Annotated in this window: 14 protein-coding genes and 3 pseudogenes; 8 read left to right on the top strand and 9 right to left on the bottom strand. The window is 71.6% G+C overall.

The features are described 5' to 3' along the window. The first annotated feature begins 85 nt into the window (after window positions 1-85). The 4 genes from P3L51_RS04850 to P3L51_RS04865 are packed head-to-tail and all read left to right on the top strand — an operon-like array spanning window position 86 to window position 4,960. Window positions 86-1,645: an ABC transporter substrate-binding protein gene (locus P3L51_RS04850; protein WP_354603778.1), complete on the top strand. Its 1,560-nt coding sequence runs from the start codon at window positions 86-88 to the stop codon at window positions 1,643-1,645. Next, window positions 1,642-2,643 (top strand): ABC transporter permease, encoded by a 1,002-nt coding sequence (locus P3L51_RS04855; RefSeq protein WP_435594375.1) that lies wholly within the window; start codon window positions 1,642-1,644, stop codon window positions 2,641-2,643. The genes P3L51_RS04850 and P3L51_RS04855 overlap by 4 nt, the downstream gene beginning before the upstream one ends. Before the next feature lie 56 nt (window positions 2,644-2,699). Next, the gene (locus P3L51_RS04860) at window positions 2,700-3,488 is read left to right on the top strand and encodes an ABC transporter permease subunit (protein WP_435594376.1); all 789 of its coding nucleotides are present in this window, start codon (window positions 2,700-2,702) and stop codon (window positions 3,486-3,488) included. Beyond that, on the top strand, window positions 3,485-4,960 hold the full coding sequence (locus P3L51_RS04865) for an ABC transporter ATP-binding protein (RefSeq protein WP_354603780.1): 1,476 nt from the start codon (window positions 3,485-3,487) through the stop codon (window positions 4,958-4,960). Before P3L51_RS04860 ends, P3L51_RS04865 begins: the two co-directional genes overlap by 4 nt. Here the strand turns inward: P3L51_RS04865 and P3L51_RS04870 are convergent. The 6 genes and pseudogenes from P3L51_RS04870 to P3L51_RS04895 form a co-directional block, all read right to left on the bottom strand. Beyond that, complete coding sequence (locus tag P3L51_RS04870) at window positions 4,926-5,378, bottom strand: MarR family winged helix-turn-helix transcriptional regulator (RefSeq protein WP_354603781.1); 453 nt, start codon at window positions 5,376-5,378, stop codon at window positions 4,926-4,928. The genes P3L51_RS04865 and P3L51_RS04870 overlap by 35 nt on opposite strands. 167 nt (window positions 5,379-5,545) lie before the next feature. Further along, on the bottom strand, window positions 5,546-6,520 hold the full coding sequence (locus P3L51_RS04875; RefSeq protein WP_354603782.1) for a M56 family metallopeptidase: 975 nt from the start codon (window positions 6,518-6,520) through the stop codon (window positions 5,546-5,548). After that, window positions 6,517-6,897 (bottom strand): BlaI/MecI/CopY family transcriptional regulator, encoded by a 381-nt coding sequence (locus P3L51_RS04880; RefSeq protein ID WP_354603783.1) that lies wholly within the window; start codon window positions 6,895-6,897, stop codon window positions 6,517-6,519. Before P3L51_RS04880 ends, P3L51_RS04875 begins: the two co-directional genes overlap by 4 nt. Before the next feature lie 261 nt (window positions 6,898-7,158). Beyond that, window positions 7,159-7,344: pseudogene (locus P3L51_RS04885) on the bottom strand (hypothetical protein); the annotation flags it as partial. 3 nt (window positions 7,345-7,347) lie between these two features. Next, window positions 7,348-7,656: a hypothetical protein gene (locus P3L51_RS04890; RefSeq protein WP_354603784.1), complete on the bottom strand. Its 309-nt coding sequence runs from the start codon at window positions 7,654-7,656 to the stop codon at window positions 7,348-7,350. A gap of 214 nt (window positions 7,657-7,870) precedes the next feature. Then, window positions 7,871-8,779: an NADP-dependent oxidoreductase gene (locus tag P3L51_RS04895; RefSeq protein ID WP_354603832.1), complete on the bottom strand. Its 909-nt coding sequence runs from the start codon at window positions 8,777-8,779 to the stop codon at window positions 7,871-7,873. A gap of 161 nt (window positions 8,780-8,940) precedes the next feature. Between P3L51_RS04895 and P3L51_RS04900 the strand changes: the two genes are divergently transcribed. Then, window positions 8,941-10,221: a LuxR C-terminal-related transcriptional regulator gene (locus P3L51_RS04900; RefSeq protein WP_354603785.1), complete on the top strand. Its 1,281-nt coding sequence runs from the start codon at window positions 8,941-8,943 to the stop codon at window positions 10,219-10,221. 296 nt (window positions 10,222-10,517) lie between these two features. Then, window positions 10,518-12,092 (top strand): amidase, encoded by a 1,575-nt coding sequence (locus P3L51_RS04905; RefSeq protein WP_354603786.1) that lies wholly within the window; start codon window positions 10,518-10,520, stop codon window positions 12,090-12,092. Between the two features lie 128 nt (window positions 12,093-12,220). Here P3L51_RS04905 and P3L51_RS04910 read toward each other — a convergent pair whose 3' ends face one another. After that, on the bottom strand, window positions 12,221-12,394 hold the full coding sequence (locus P3L51_RS04910) for a hypothetical protein (RefSeq protein ID WP_354603787.1): 174 nt from the start codon (window positions 12,392-12,394) through the stop codon (window positions 12,221-12,223). Window positions 12,395-12,570: 176 nt separating this feature from the next. Between P3L51_RS04910 and P3L51_RS04915 the strand changes: the two genes are divergently transcribed. Both P3L51_RS04915 and P3L51_RS04920 read left to right on the top strand, forming a co-directional pair. After that, on the top strand, window positions 12,571-12,969 hold the full coding sequence (locus P3L51_RS04915; RefSeq protein WP_354603788.1) for a hypothetical protein: 399 nt from the start codon (window positions 12,571-12,573) through the stop codon (window positions 12,967-12,969). Window positions 12,970-13,004: 35 nt separating this feature from the next. After that, a pseudogene (locus P3L51_RS04920) lies at window positions 13,005-13,124 on the top strand (6-phosphofructokinase); the annotation flags it as partial. A 69-nt stretch (window positions 13,125-13,193) separates the two neighbouring features. Here P3L51_RS04920 and P3L51_RS04925 read toward each other — a convergent pair. Both P3L51_RS04925 and P3L51_RS04930 read right to left on the bottom strand, forming a co-directional pair. Continuing rightward, complete coding sequence (locus tag P3L51_RS04925; protein WP_354603789.1) at window positions 13,194-14,444, bottom strand: Clp protease N-terminal domain-containing protein; 1,251 nt, start codon at window positions 14,442-14,444, stop codon at window positions 13,194-13,196. A gap of 98 nt (window positions 14,445-14,542) precedes the next feature. Further along, window positions 14,543-14,905, bottom strand: a pseudogene (locus tag P3L51_RS04930) (ABC transporter permease subunit); the annotation flags it as partial. Between the last annotated feature and the right edge of the window lie 160 nt (window positions 14,906-15,065).

Consider the following 15,065-nt stretch of genomic DNA (forward strand, 5'->3'; position numbering starts at 1 on the left):
CCGAGTTGCGCGGACGGGTTGCGGAAGTCTCAGAACTTAGGATAGGTAAACCTAAGTAACTTCTGCTTCCTGAAACGAGGACGACGTGGGCGTCACCAGACGACAGCTGCTGTGGGCCGGTGCCGGGATCGGTGCCGCCGGTGCGCTCGCGGCCTGCAGCGGTGGATCGGACGGATCGAAAGATGCCGCGGCCTCCGGAGACGACTCCCAACGGCCCCGCAGCGGAGGCACGTTGAAGGTCGGCGCGCTGGGCAAGGCGTCCTCGGTCACCCGTGACCCGCACGGCACGCAGTCCAACGAGAGCGACTACCTGATCCTCAGCCTCGTGTACGACACCCTGGCGGTGCCGGGCGAGAAGACCAACACCGCGCCGAGGCTCGCCGCGAGCTGGAAGCCTTCCGAAGACCTCAAGACCTGGCGCTTCGTCATAGCCGACGGCGCGAAGTTCCACGACGGAACCCCCGTCACCGCCGACGACGTCGTCTGGTCCCTGAAGCGACTGCGGGCCACCCCCGCCGGTGCCTCCCGCCTGCCGGGCATCAAGCCCGAAGGAATCACCGCCGAGGACGTCAAGACCGTTGTCCTGGTATCCGACTACGCCAACGCCGAACTGCCGCTGCTCACCCGGCTGACCACCTTCGTGATGAAGAAGGACACCAAGGACGACCAACTGGCCGAGGCTCCCGGCACCGGCCCGTTCAAACTGGAATGGTTCCGCGACGGCAACGCCCGTCTCGTGCGCAACGACGACTGGTACGGCGGCAGAGTGCTGCTGGACGCCATCGAGGTACGTATCTTCGAGAGCCCGCAGGCGATGGCCAACGCCTTGCTCGCCGGCCAGATCGACGTCGCCTCCAACGTGGGCGCCGTCGCGGCCCGTACCGCCGAGACCCGCAAGGACGTCCAGATCCTGCGCAGGCCCAACGACATGGCGATGCCCATCGTCATGCGCACCGCCGACGGCCCGTTCGCGGACGCGCGGGTACGTGAGGCGCTGCGACTGGCGGTGGACCGTGACGCCATGGTCAAGCAGGTCCTGTCCGGTTACGGCACCGTCGCCAACGACATTCTGGGCACCGGCGATCCGCAGTTCGCCAAGGACATCCCGCGGCGTAGGCGCGACCTGGCGAAGGCCAAGGCACTGCTCGCGGAGGCCGGGTTCGACACCTCCAAGACCTACGACCTGCTCACCAGCGAGGACATCTCCGGTCTCGCGGAGTCCGCGACGCTGTTCGCCACCCAGGCCCGCGAAGCCGGGGTGAAGATCAATGTGGTGAAGCAGGACTCGAAGATCTTCTGGGACGACACCTGGCTCAAGGCCCCGCTGTACACGTCGTACTGGGGCACCAACGACTCCGTGGTGTTCTTCGCCTCCAAGACCATGGTCTCCGAGGCCGGACAGAACGAGGCCGGCTGGCAGGAGCCCACCTTCGACGCGGCGTACCGCAAAGCGATCGGGGACGCGGACGCGACCGAGCGGAGCAAGGCGCTGCACCGCCTGCAGGAGATCGAGTTCGCCGAGTCCGGGTATCTCCTGTGGGGCATGGCGGACGGCATCGATCTCGCCGGGTCGGCCGTACGCGATCTGCCCGAGCTCCCCGGATACGGACGCGTCCAGCTCGAGAAGACCTGGCTGGCCCGTTGATCCCGGCAGCCGCCGACGGCGCCACCGCGCCCAAGAACCGGTCCCACCCGGCCCGCCACCTTCCCGGAGCGGGCCGGGCAGCCCGGCTCGCGGTCCGCCGACTGGGCATGCTCGCGCTCCTGCCGGCCACGGTCTTCGCCGCGATCGAACTCCTGCCCGGCGACGCGGCCGACGCCACCTCCGAACGCGGCGAGAGCGCGGCCGACACAGCCCTCCGGCGGGCGGCCCTCGGTCTCGACCGACCGGTGACCGAACGGTTCTGGGACTGGATCAGCGGCCTGCCCACCGGCGATCTCGGCACCACCGCGCACGGACAGCCCGTCACCTCGGTCCTGTCCGGGCCGTTCCCGAACACCCTGCTCCTCGGCTCGCTCGCCCTGGCGCTGAGCGTCACCGGAGCGCTCGCCCTCGGCAGCTGGGCCGCCCTGCGCCCCGGCGGCCGGGTGGACCGGGCCGTCGCCGCCGCATCCACGGCCGCGTTCGCCCTGCCGGAATTCGTCGTCTCCGTCGGCCTGTTGCTGGTGTTCTCCCAGTGGGCCGGCTGGCTCCCGGCCGTCACCCTCACGGGCCCGGACGGCGCGCCCGCCTCATGGGACATGCTGGTGCTGCCCCTGCTGGCACTCGCGATCCCCCAGATCGGCTGGAACACCCGGATCGTACGAGGCGCACTCGCCGACCAGGCCGACCTCCCGCACGTCCAGGCCGCGATCATCGACGGCCTGCCCCGCCACCGCATCCTCGTCCATCACATGCTGCCCGGCGCCCTGCCCGCCGTCGCGGTCTCCACCGCCACCTCCGCCGGCATGCTGGTGGGCGGGGCCGTCGTCGTGGAGACCCTGTTCAACTATCCCGGCGTCGGGGCCGTCCTGGCCGGTGCCATCACCGACCGGGACACCCCGCTGGTCGCGGGAGTCGTCGTCGCCACCGGTGCGGCCATCAGCGTACTTCTGCTCCTGGCCGACCTCCTTCGCGACCGAATTCTGGGAACGACCCGATGACCGCCTCCGCCGCTTCTTCCCTGACGGCACGTCAACAACCCTCTCGTGCACGGATTTTGGTCCGAGCACTGCCGGCCCTACTGCTCCTGGTCCTCGCGCTGACCGGCCCGCTGCTGGCACCGCACGCCATCGACCGCCCCCTCACCGCGCCTTACGGCCCGGCGGACGACACCGCCGCACTCGGCGGGGACCTGCTCGGCCGCGACGTCCTCAGCCGGCTGCTGTCCGGCGGAGCCCCCCTGATCGCCACGGCCCTGGCCATCGCCCTGGCCGTCACCGCCGCCGCCACCGCACTCGGCATCCTCGCCGCCCTGCGCCCGCGCCTCGGCCGGTGGGTCGAACGCGCCGCGGACCTCGCCATCCTGCTGCCGGCCGTCCTGGGCATCATGCTCATCGCCCTGGCCTGGCCCTCCGGCGGACGCCTGGCCGTCGGCGTGGCCGCCACCGTCCTCGGCATCCCCTACGCCGTGCGGGTCGTCGCAGCCGCCGCCGCACCCGTCGCCGCCACCGGCTACGTCGAAACCGCCTCCGCCGGAGGCGAACGACTCTGGTACCTCATGGCCCGCGAAGTGCTGCCCAACCTCCGCTCCACCCTCCTCGCCCTGTTCGGACTGCGTTTCGTCGAAGGCGTCTACATCGTCTCCATCGCCGCGTTCCTCCAACTCGGACCCCAACCCCCCGAAGCGGACTGGGCTCTGATGATCCGTGAGAACGCCCCCGGCATCCTGCTCAACCCCTTGGCCGTGGCCGCGCCCTGTCTGGCCATCGGACTGCTCGCCATCAGCGTCAACCTCGCCGCCGACGCCCTGGCGCCCGCCCGGCCCAGCCCGGAGACACCCCTATGAGCCATACCGCCCCGGCCGCCGCCCGGGTCACCGCACTGTCCATCGCCCTGCCCGACGGCACCGCCCTGCTCGACAACGCCGGCCTCACCCTGGAGCGGGGCCGTATCCACGCCGTCACCGGCCCCTCCGGCGCGGGCAAGACCACCCTGCTCCGCGCCCTCGTCGGCGCCGTGCCGCCGGACGCGGCCGTCACCGCCGGAACGGTCACCGTCCTCGGGCACGACATCCTCACCCTGGCACCCGAACGGCTGCGCCATCTTCGCCGCGAGCGTCTGGCCTTCCTCGGCCAGGACCCCGCATCCGGCCTCAACCCCCGGATGAAGGTGGGCCGGCTCATCACCGAGACGGCCGCGGACAAGTCCCGTACCGCACTGCTCGACCTGCTCGAACAGGTCCGGCTGCCCACCGGTGAGCAGTTGGAGCGCCGCCGCCCCCAGGCCCTGTCCGGCGGCCAGCAACGCCGCGTCGCCCTCGCCCGCGCCCTCGCGCGCCGCCCCGAGATCCTCCTCCTCGACGAACCCACCGCCGGACTCGACGCCGCGCTGCGCGACGAGATCGCCGGCCTCCTGCGCGACCTCGCGCACCATCACGGCCTCGCGATCGCCCTCGCCAGCCACGACCCCGGGTTCGTCGCCGACTGCGCAGACGACACCCTCGTCCTCGGCCCGGCCGCCACCCGAACGCCCGACCGGGAGGACTCCGTCACCCACCTGACGCGGGCGACCGCGCGACACCAAGTCCGAGCAGATGGAGCTGTTCTGACGGTGCGTTCGCTCAGTGCCCATGTCGGGACCGGGGCCGGCCGCCGCCAGGTGCTCACGGGCCTCGACCTCGACGTGCGTCCCGGCGCCCTGACCGCGGTCGTCGGTCCCTCGGGCTCCGGCAAGACCACGCTGGTGCGCACTCTCGTGGGGCTGCACCCGGCCACGGGCGGAACCCTCACCTTCCACGGCCGCCCGCTCACCGGAACCCACCGGCGGCGCGGCCGCGACCAGCGCCGCCGCATTCAACTGGTCCCGCAGAACCCGCTCGGTGCCCTCAACCCCGCCCGCACCGTGGGCTCCACGCTCGCCCGGCCGCTGAAACTGCACCTCGCGCTGCCCGCCGACCGGCGGGCGGCCCGGGTCCCGGAACTCCTCAACGCCGTCGGCCTCCCGGAGAACTTCGCCGCCCGCTACCCCCACGAACTCTCCGGCGGCCAGCGCCAACGGGTCTCCATCGCCCGCGCCCTGGCCGCCGAGCCCGACGTCCTGCTGTGCGACGAGGTCACCTCCGCACTCGACGCGGACACCGCCGTCGGCGTCATGGCGCTGTTGCGGGACCTGCGGACGACCCGGGGGCTGGCCGTCGTGCTGGTCAGCCACGACCTTGCCCTCGTGTCGCGGCATGCCGACGACATCCTCACGCTCGGCGGACCGGACACCGTTTCAGGACGAGCTACGAAGATCCACCCGGCGGGGCCGGGGACGTAGCCGATTCCCCCGCACCGGCACGGGCGGCCGTCGCGCACACCCGCCGCAGGATGTAGTGCAGTTGGGCGCGCTCACCGCGCGTGATGGATGCCAGCAACAGGTCCTGCACCGACTTCATGTCGTCCTGGAGCGCCCTGAGTTCCGCCGTACCGGCCGGCGTGAGCGTCACCACCTCGTGCCTGCCGCCGATATTGACGACCATCACCTGCACCAGGCCCCGCGCCGCGAGGTCTCCGATCGCCCGCGAGAGTTCGGCCGCCGGCATCTCGATCCGCGCCGCGAGATCGCGCCGGGCGTGCGGGCCCAGATCGGCCAGCGTTTCCAGGACCAGCTGGTGGTGGGAGCTCAGCCCGCGCGCACGCAACCGCTCGGCCATCAGCGTGTCCACGGCCCGGCCGGCCGCGGCCAGGAGACGCACGGTCTGTTCGGATGGACTCGACGATCCGCTCCCCCTGTCGTACACGTCGCATCCAATCGCTGGGGAGGGGGATGTCACCTCTGACCCCGGGCTCGCGCGGTGCTCCACGCCTGGAGAGGCGTGTGAAGCAACTCGGAGCCAACGATACTTGCGCGCCAGGTTTTGGTCTACATTGATGTCGTCGCTCGACCGTCCCGTCGGGCGCGTACGTCCTCGGCGGCGAGCTCCACGTACTCGTGCAGCCCGTACGCCAGGATCAGCCCCAGCAGCGCCGAAACCGTGACGGCCGTCACGAGTCCTGCCAGGGCCGCCCGCGCACCGCGTGCCCGTGGCCGGACCGGTGCCGGCCGGAGCAGGGCTTCAACACGTCGCGGGACCGGCCCCGTCCCCACCGACAGCAGCGGGCCGCGGCGCCCGTCCGCCTCCTCGGCGGACGCACCGGCCAGCGCCGCCCGCGCGATCGCGGAAGCGGCCAGGCGCCGGTTGCCCACCGACGCCGCCGCCGTCTCGTCCGCCCACCGCTCCAGATGGAAGTCCAGTGCCCGGTGCAGCGGCCGCAACGCGGGATGCACCGCGGCCGACAGATAGGCGGTGAGAGACAACAGATGGTGACGGCCCGCCAGATGGGCCCGCTCATGACCGAGCAACACCTCGCGCTCCGCGGGACCAAGGACCCCGAGCATGCCCGTCGTCACCACGATCCGCCCGCCCTTCTTCCGCAGCCCAGGCAGCGCGAAAGCCTGCGGGGCACTGCCCGGCACCACCAGCAGGTCGCCGTCGGGCACCGCGTCACCGGTGGACGCCCAGCCCCGCGCGAGCAGCGAGCGGTGCTCGTACCAGCGGCGGAACAACAGCACCGCCTGAACCGCCAACAGGGCACCGGCGACAGCGGCGACCGGCACGGTGGCCGGCCACTCGGCCGCCGACCGCGACAGCGGTATCCGTTCGAGGGAGGCGAGGAAGGGCACATGGAACAGACCGATCAGCGCCGACACGGTGCCACCGGCCAGCAGCGCCGCCGCACCCGTCAGCGCCACGCACGCCTCCCGCGGCGGCAGGAGCGCGGCCAGCCGGAGAGTGGCCGCCGCCGCGCCCCACGGAAGTACCAACGTCAGGACGACCACGGCCAGGACCAGCGTCATTCGCTGTCCCCGGTCTCCAGGAGCAGACGCCGCAGCTCCTCCTCGTCGCCCTCGGACAGCGAGGACACGAACCGCTTCAGCACCAGGTCGCGTTGCGGCTCACGCTCCAGCTCCCGTCGCATGCGCCCGGCCGCCAGGCCGGCCGCGTCGTCCACCGCGGCGTAGGCGAAACCCCGCCCCTCGCGGGTCCGCGTGAGCGTCCCCTTCTCGTAGAGACGGGCGAGGATGGTCGTCACCGTCGTCCTCGCCAGATCCCGTCCAAGGGCGTCACCGATCTGCTGCGGCGTCAACGGCGTCTCGGCCCGCCAGAGAATCGCCAGCACGTCCGCGACGAGCTCACCGTGCGGACGCCTCGCGGCCCGGCCGTCCTCAGCCATTTCCCTACCGCCCTGCTGCCGACCGGGACGGAAGCGCCCGGACACCAATTGAAGACTCACCTCGTCCAACCGTACGCGGTGCGGGTCGCGGCCGATCGCTCCGGGCAAGCTCGCCTGCCCCCGGCCCCTACCCCGCGCTCAATGCCGCCGTCGCGCGGTTGTGCCGCGCCGCGACACTCAGGGGGCGAAGGTGCGCACTCGCGGTGGCCGGGGTCGCTGGCGCGGTCGGCGTCGCCAGGAGGTACGGGAGTTTCCTCATGTTCAGTGTCCTCCGGTCGCCGGGACGGTGCGGCGTAGGCCGGTGACCTTCGAAGCCGGAGGGCGTCCGGTCTTGGACATGCCGGTCAGGGTCTCGCCGTTGACCGTGACCGCGAAAGCCAGGTTCAGTCGCAGGGGCTTGGTGACGGACTGCTTCCAGGTGAGCCGGTCGCCGTAGAGGGCGATGTCGCTCTACCCATGCCCCTCGTCGGCCCCTGCCCCAGCGACCCGAACATTAGAAGCAGTGAGGATGTCCCGGAGGTTGTCCGTGCGGGTCTGGCCCTGGGGACAGTGGTTTCTCAAGTGGTTGTACGCCGTACGCGCCTGCTCTTCGTGAACGCCGAAGAACCAGCCCTCCCTGATTCCCATGTCCAGGTAGTTCTGGAGGGCGTGGTGGTCACGGGTGTCCCACCCGAGCAGCGACTGGGCGAAGTCGATCGCCTCGTCGCAGGTACTCGCGGACGCGACCGGTGCCTGGGCCGATGCCGATGACGCGCCCACCGAGGGAAATCGTTCCCAGTGCCAAACCACCCATGATTCCGACGGTGGCCCTCTTGATCGCCTTCATCTCGACTCCTCTGATTTCAACGGAAGTGGCCAGTCGTCACGAAGGTGCTTCGCACCGACTGCCAGATGACGGAAGGAGAATTCGCCATCGCCATCGCCATCGCCATCGCCGACGCCCGGCCGCGAGCGTCGGCCCGCCGCCCGGCCGTCACGGGAGGAGGATCAACTTGCCGCGCGGGTGGCCGGCTTCGCTCAGTTCCTCGGCCTCGGCGGCGTCGGCGAGCGGAAAGCTCCGGTCGATACGGATGCGCAGCTGGCCGTCGGCGGCGAGTCGGGCGTAGTCCGCGAGCTCCGCCGCGAACGGACCGGGCGTGCCCATGAAGAACTCGACGCCCAGTTCGGCGGCCCGCTGGTCCGCGATGGTGACAACGCGGTCGGTGGTGCCGCCGCGCAGGAGGACGGAGGCTGCCAGGGCGTCGTACCCCGCAGCGTCGTACACAGCGTCGATGCCCTGGGGGGCGACGGCATGAACCCGTTCGACGAGGCCGTCGCCGTACACCACAGGTACGGCCCCCAGGGACCGCAGGTAGTCGTGGTTGGCCTCGGACGCGGTACCGATGACGGTGACGCCAAGGCCGACGGCGAGCTGGACACCGGCGGAGCCGACGACGCCGGCGGCCCCGTGTATCAGCAGCGTCTCACCGCGAGTCACCTTGAGGACGTCCAGTACGCCGTGGGAGGTCTGGACGGCGGCGGGCAGTGCGGCGGCCGACTCCCAGTCGAGCGCGGCCGGTTTGAGCGCCACGTCTGCGGCCAGGGCGTACTGGGCGTAGCAGCCGGTCGTGGTCATACCCATCACCTCGTCCCCCACCGAGATGCCGGTGACGCCCTCGCCGACCTCGTCGACGACGCCGGCCGCTTCCATGCCCGGGATGACGGGGAAGGTCACGGGGAACACCTGCTGCAACCAGCCGTGTCGGATCTTGTAGTCCAGGCCGTTGACACCGACAGCCATGACCTTCAGCCGGACCTGGCCCGGGCCGGCGTGCGGCTCCTCGACCTCAGCGAGCCGCAGGACCTCGGAGCCGCCGTAGTCCTTGTAGACGATCGCCTTCACGTCTGTCACTTCCTGTCACGTGCGTAGCCGCCCTGACGGCGGATCATTGACAACGCCTCCATCCTCAGCAGGGACGGCTCCGCTCCCGCTGTCCTTTCGTACGGTCGTGGCTGCCTGAAAGAACAGCGGGAGCACGGGGCGGGCTGATTACGCTGTGTCCCATGGACCCGATGGCACCACTCGACGTGATCCGGGCGCCCCTGATCGAGACTCTGCCGCGCCTGTCCGCCGCCCTGGACGAAGCGATTCCGCACCGTGGGCTCGCGGATCTCTCCGCCAACTGCCCGTACGCCCCGTTCAAGGTCTACGGGGAGTCTCCGGGTGCCCCCGGCACGGCCATCACCACCGCCGAGGTACATGCGCTGCGGCCCCTGGTGCCGGCCGGGGGGAGCTGGCAAGGGCCGGCGCGGCTGGCGGGCGCCGAGATTCCGGTTGTGGCCCTGGCCAGCGGAATCAACGAACCCGGCGCCCTGCTGGTCCTCGTACGGACCGGGAACACCCCGCTGCCCGAGGAGCGTCTGGCGCCCGCCCAGGCGTTGTGGGACTTGCTGACCGCGCACCGGGAAGGCATGCGGACCGAGATCGTCCCCGGAACGCTGGCCGTCTCACGCGCCGCGTCGGCCGCCCGCGCCCGCACCATCTCCGAGCTCGGCGACGCGCACGGAGCCGCGCTCGGCGCGTTGTTGGGTGTCCTGCGCGACCGCGGCCTGGACGACACCACTGCCCGGACCCGGGCCGTCGACCTCGCCGTCACCGCCCTGGCGGAACTGCGCTCGCGTGCGGAGCTCGACCGGGCATTGGTGGAGGAGCGGGCCGCGGATGCCCTTGAGCGGCTCGCCAACTCGCTGCGCCGGATACTGCGTGCCCGCAACGTACGGCTGGACCTCGGCACACCCGGTGTGGAGGAGGGCGCCGACCGGCTGCTGCCCAGCGATGTCGTCGACACGGCGTCGGCGGCGGTCCGGGCCACCGTGCACGCCTCGTTGGAGGACCAGGCACTCGGGCCGGACAGCGGTCGGGTGAGCCGGATCCACATCGGCTGGAAGGTGAGCCCTGCCCAGTTGCGCGCCACCGTGCGGGACGACGGGCCCGGGGCGCTGTCCCGGGATTCCTTCGACGCACGCCGGGTCGCGGAACGGCTGACGCCGCTCGGCGGGCGGATCGAGGTCGACGCGGTACCGGGGTGGGGCACGACGGTGACCATCGACATTCCCCTCGCACCGCCCGACGCTCCGCGCCAGGACCCGCTGACCGGGCTGGGTGCACGGGAGCTGGAGGTGCTCCAGCAGCTGGCCCTCGGGCGGCGCAACCGGCACATCGCCCAGGAACTGCACATCAGCGAGTCGACGGTGAAGTTCCACATCGCGAACATCTTCGACAAGCTGGGGGTCAACTCGCGCGGCGAGGCAGCCGCGCTGGCACATAAGTGGCGTGCCGCCTAGGCCGTGCTGACACATGGTGCCGCCCGCCCGCTCGACAGAGCGTGCGGCGTCAAGTGCGTGCGATCGCAGGGCGGAAGGAGCCGACGCGGAGCGTCGGCAGCCGACAACAACGCGGCGGGCCGTGTGCCATGGACCGGGCCCGGCAAGATCCGAAAGACACGCCCCGGGACGTGTCCGGCGGAGCACTCCCCTCGGGGATGTCCTGTCCATCGCGCCGCAGCGTGACCCGCGCGGCACAAATCCGGTGCCGTTCCCTATCTCCCGGCGTGCGTCGTGGTCCTTTCCCAGGAGTGGTAGTGAGAGTTGCCGAGTACGTGAACTTCGACGCCGTCGGGCTCGCGGAGCTGGTCGCCAAGGGCGAGGTGACCTCCGCAGAGTTGGAGGCAGCCGCGCGGGAGGCCGCGGAGGCGGTGAATCCGCAGATCAACGCCGTCGTGGAGACATGGCCGGCCGACGACGATCCGCGCCCCCGCCGGGCACCGCTGGGCGGAGTCCCGTTCCTGATCAAGGACATCGGGGTCGCCATGGCCGGCAGGCGGACGGAGCTGGGCAGCCGTCTCGCGGCCGGCAATGTCGCGAGCGTCGACTCCTCTCTGATGCGGCGCTTCCGCCGGGCCGGTCTCGTGACCATCGGCCGTACCGCGACACCAGAGATGGCCTACAGCGTCACCACGGAACCGGTGCTCTACGGCGCGACCCGCAACCCGTGGAACCTGGAGCGGAGCGCGGGGGGATCCAGCGGGGGCTCGGCCGCGGCCGTCGCCGCCGGGGTGGTGCCGATCGCACACGCGACGGACGCGGCCGGCTCGCTGCGCATCCCGGCCTCCTGTAACGGTCTCTTCGGGCTGAAGCCCACCCGTGGCCGGGTCTCGATGGGACCCGACTTCGACGAGCTGTTCAGCGGTCTGGCCGTGCAGGGCAGCGTCAGCCGCACGGTGCGCGACAGTGCGGTGCTGCTCGACCGCATACGCCGCCCGGAGCCGGGTGACCCCTACGTCGCCCCGGAGCCGTCCCGGCCGTACGCGGTGGAAGTCACCCGCCCTCCGGGCTCGCTGCGGATCGGGGTCCTGGCCCAGGCATGGGGCGGACGCCGCACGACCGCGCCGGTGGCGCACGCCCTGAGCCGCACCATGTGTCTGCTCGAAGCCCTCGGCCACCAGGTGGTGGAGGTCGAGGTAGACCTCGGGGCCAGCTGGGAGGAATTCGTCCAGGCCAACGCTGTGCTGTGGACCGCCAACCTCGCGGCATCGGTCGACCAGCTGGCCGCCGCCTTCGGCCGGCCCGTCGACTCCTCAACCCTTGAGCCCGTGACCCTGGCCGGCTACCACTACGGGCAGCGGGTCAGCGGCGCCCAGTTCGTCACCGCGCTCGGGATCCGCAACCGGGTCGCCCGAAGCCTCGCACGGTACTTCGCCGCGTACGACATGCTGCTCACGCCGATCCTGCCGGAGCTTCCCGCGGCCCTGGGCGCCCATACCGAGGGCGCCGAGACGCTGGACGGCGCGGGCTGGATCGGCCGTGTCCTCGAACACTCGCCGTTCACCATGCCATTCAACGTGGCGGGCACGCCCGCCATGTCCGTACCCATGACGGCCGACGCCGAGACGGGGCTCCCGATCGGTATGCAGTTCGCCGCCGGCTACGGGCTCGAGTCCCGCCTCTTCCGCCTGGCCGGCCAACTCGAACAGGCAAGCCCGTGGTCGGACCGAACCCCCACCGTGTGGGCGGGGAACCCACAACCCGCTGAGGAGCACTCCTCGCGGCACCTCCGCCCTCCCGGCCCCCGGGGCACCGCCGAATGCATCCAAGTGTCCGGGGGGATCACGGGTACAGGTGCAGTCACCACCCAGGAAGGTGGAACTCGGTCATGATCGTCGCCTCGGACGGGTCCGGGCCCTCGGACACACCGGCCGGTGAGCTGTCCCCTCGACCGGTGGAGCGGGAGCACGAACTGGCCCTGTTCGGCGCGATGGTCCGGCGTACGGCCGCGGGGCTCCCCTCACTGGTCGTCCTGGACGGCCCCGACGGCATCGGCAGGACCACGCTGATCCGCGCACTCGCCGCCGACGCGCGGCGTCTGGGACTGCGGGTCCTGGAGTCCCGGGCTGGCCAGGTCCGACAGGACGGGGCGCTGGGCGCCGTACTCGTCCTGCTGGAAGTGGCGGTCTCGCACGAAACCCTCACCTCGGTGCCGCTCCGTCCGGCCGCGCCAGCGGCATCCAGGCCGCGGCGGACCCGGGCTCCACTACGGCGCCACCGAGGTCTCCCACGACGCTCTGGCCGAACTGCACGGCTCGGTGCGGTCCCTGGCCGCTCGGGGTCCGCCACACGGCCGTCGCTGACGCCCAGGTGGCGGACCGGTCGTCGCTGCGGTCGCTCGCTCACACGGCCCGCCGACTGGCCGGGCTGCCGATCCTCGTTGCGCTGGCCTCGCGCGGCGACGGCGAGTCGGCGCAGCTCGACGGAATACGGCGCAGCCGCTGTGTGGAGCTGCTGCGGCCGTGCGTACCGCCGGGTGACGAGCAGCACTGCGATCCGGACCTGCTCGTCGAACTCGCCCTGGCCGAGAGCCGGGTGGACACCGAGGCCGGCATCAGACATCTCACGCCGGTGCTGGAGCGGGTCTCCTCGGCCGGCCCCCGGCTCACCGCCCTCGGCACGCTCGCCTACGCGCTGGCGCGCACCGACCGGGTGGGCCGCGCGCGGACCTGCTGGAGCGGTACGGCTCCTCACAGGGAGCGTGCGTAGTCCTGAGGTCCAGGAGCGCACCCGGCCGAGGGCTCGATTTCGGCAGGATGACGGCGCTGAACGGCACATCGGTGTCGATGGTGCCGCTCGCGGAGGCGGTCACGCGCCTCAAGACGGTCCCGGAGAACCGGATGTTCGAGGCGGAGTCGGTCTTCTGGAGCGGTCCGTCCTTCGGGGCGCCGGGCGGGCGGGCTCGCGGCACGCCCGGCATCCGAGGACAGGTGTCAGGCCGCGGGGGTGGCTCCGAGCGATGCTTCGAGGCGGGTACGGAGCGCGGCCGGGTCCGCGCCGCACTCGCGGAGCAGTTGGGCGGCCGGGCCCTCGGGGTCGTCGAGCAGGGCGATCAGCACATGCGCGGTGCCGGCCGTCTCGTCCTTCCGCTCCGCCGCCAGCAGCCGGGCCGAGGCCACCACCTTGTCCGTCTCCGCGGACCGGTCCACATCACCCGCAACGGCGTACCGCGCCGGCGGCTCCGCCGCCGCCGTCGCCGCGCGGACCAGATCCGCCTGCCGTATCCCGGCCGAACGCAGCGTGTCCGCCGCGGAGTTGACCACGAGCAGTTTCTCGGGCAGCGACACCCCGGCGACGGTGAGCGCCCGGTCCACCGCCATGACGGCGAGCAGCAGATCCACCGGCTCCGTCTCCGTCCTGCCATACCGTACGGCCTGACGCTGGGCCTGATTGCTGATCACCAGCACGAGCGGCGAACCGTCACCCGCCGTGCGCGCCATCCACGACATCATGCCGCGCGTCCACCACACCCCTCGCTCGCCGAGCAGCCCGGCCCCCCGCAGCAGCTTTACGCTGCCGAGTACGGCCTCGGCCTCGGCGGGCCAGGGCTCGGCGCCCGCGCGTACCGCTTCGGCCTGGGCGTCCAGTGCGGAGGCCGCCGCGGCCACATCCACCCGGCGCAGCGACAGGGCCTCCAGCGCCCTGCTCCCGGGTGTCTCCAGCAGGGCCCGCGCCAGATGCCGCTCGTGCACGTCTTGCGCGCCCTCCTCGCGGGCCAGCCGCAGGGCGCCGAGCAGGGTCCGCCGCAGCGCCCCGGACGCCTCGGGGGCACGCGCGCCCCTCCCCCGCAGGCTCCGTTCGGACTGGCTCGCGAACCACAGCGCTTCCCGCCAGACGGCGTCCACCTCGCCGGCGTCGTCGAGGGCGTCATGCCCGCGTGTGCTGTCGGTGCCGTCCATGCCGGAGTCCGGTTCGGTGCGCCCGCTGTCGTCACGTGCCCAGTCCCGCACGTCGCGGGCCCGGATCTGCCCGCAGATCGTGATGGACTCCGGGCGACTGGGAACCAAGGCGGCCCCAGGCTCTTCGGTATCGCTGAGAAGCGCGTGGAGGAGGTGTTCGGTGCCCACGGCGGCGCTCTCGCGGCCGGCCGCCCGAGCCACCGCCCGGGACAGCGACTTGACGGCGTCCGAACCGAACTCGGTGGTCGTGACGGCAACCGGCTCGGTCGTCTGGTAGTGCTCCATGGTGGGGCTCCCGTGTTGGCTACAGCGAACTACAACGATGTAGACGCTCTTTCAGGGCCCACCGGTTCAGCCCCGGCCGAATCCGGTCCGGCCGGAACTCAGCCCTTCACCGCGCTGCCCAGCGCGAAGCCCCCGCCCAGCCGGCGCGAGATCAGGATGTACAGCAGCAGCACCGGCGTGGAGTAGAGGATCGAGAACGCCGCCAACTGGCCGTAGACCACCGAGCCGTAGTTGCCGAAGAAGGTGAAGATCGATACGGACGCGGGCAGTTGGTCGGGGGTGAGCAGCAGCATGAAGGGGACGAGGAAGTTCCCCCAGAGCTGGATGAACGTGTAGATCATCACGACCGTCATGCCCGGCCCCATCAGCGGCAGCACGATCCGGGTCAGCGTCTGGATCATCGAGGCCCCGTCGGTCCACGCCGCCTCCTCCAGGACGGTCGGCACCCCGTCCATGAAGTCGGCTCGACCGTCGAACTCACGGCAGGGCTTCCACAGTTCCTACAAGTCGCCCAGGGCAAACCCAGCAACCGCTATAGCGGTCTGCACGAGAACGACATGCCCCTTCGTCAGTCATGTCAGTAGCAGATGAGCACCACGCGTCAGCGCCAAGCACCAAGTC

Origin of the sequence: Streptomyces panacea, assembly GCF_040560175.1 — a bacterium.
In the GTDB taxonomy this organism is placed as follows: Bacteria; Actinomycetota; Actinomycetes; order Streptomycetales; family Streptomycetaceae; genus Streptomyces; species Streptomyces panacea.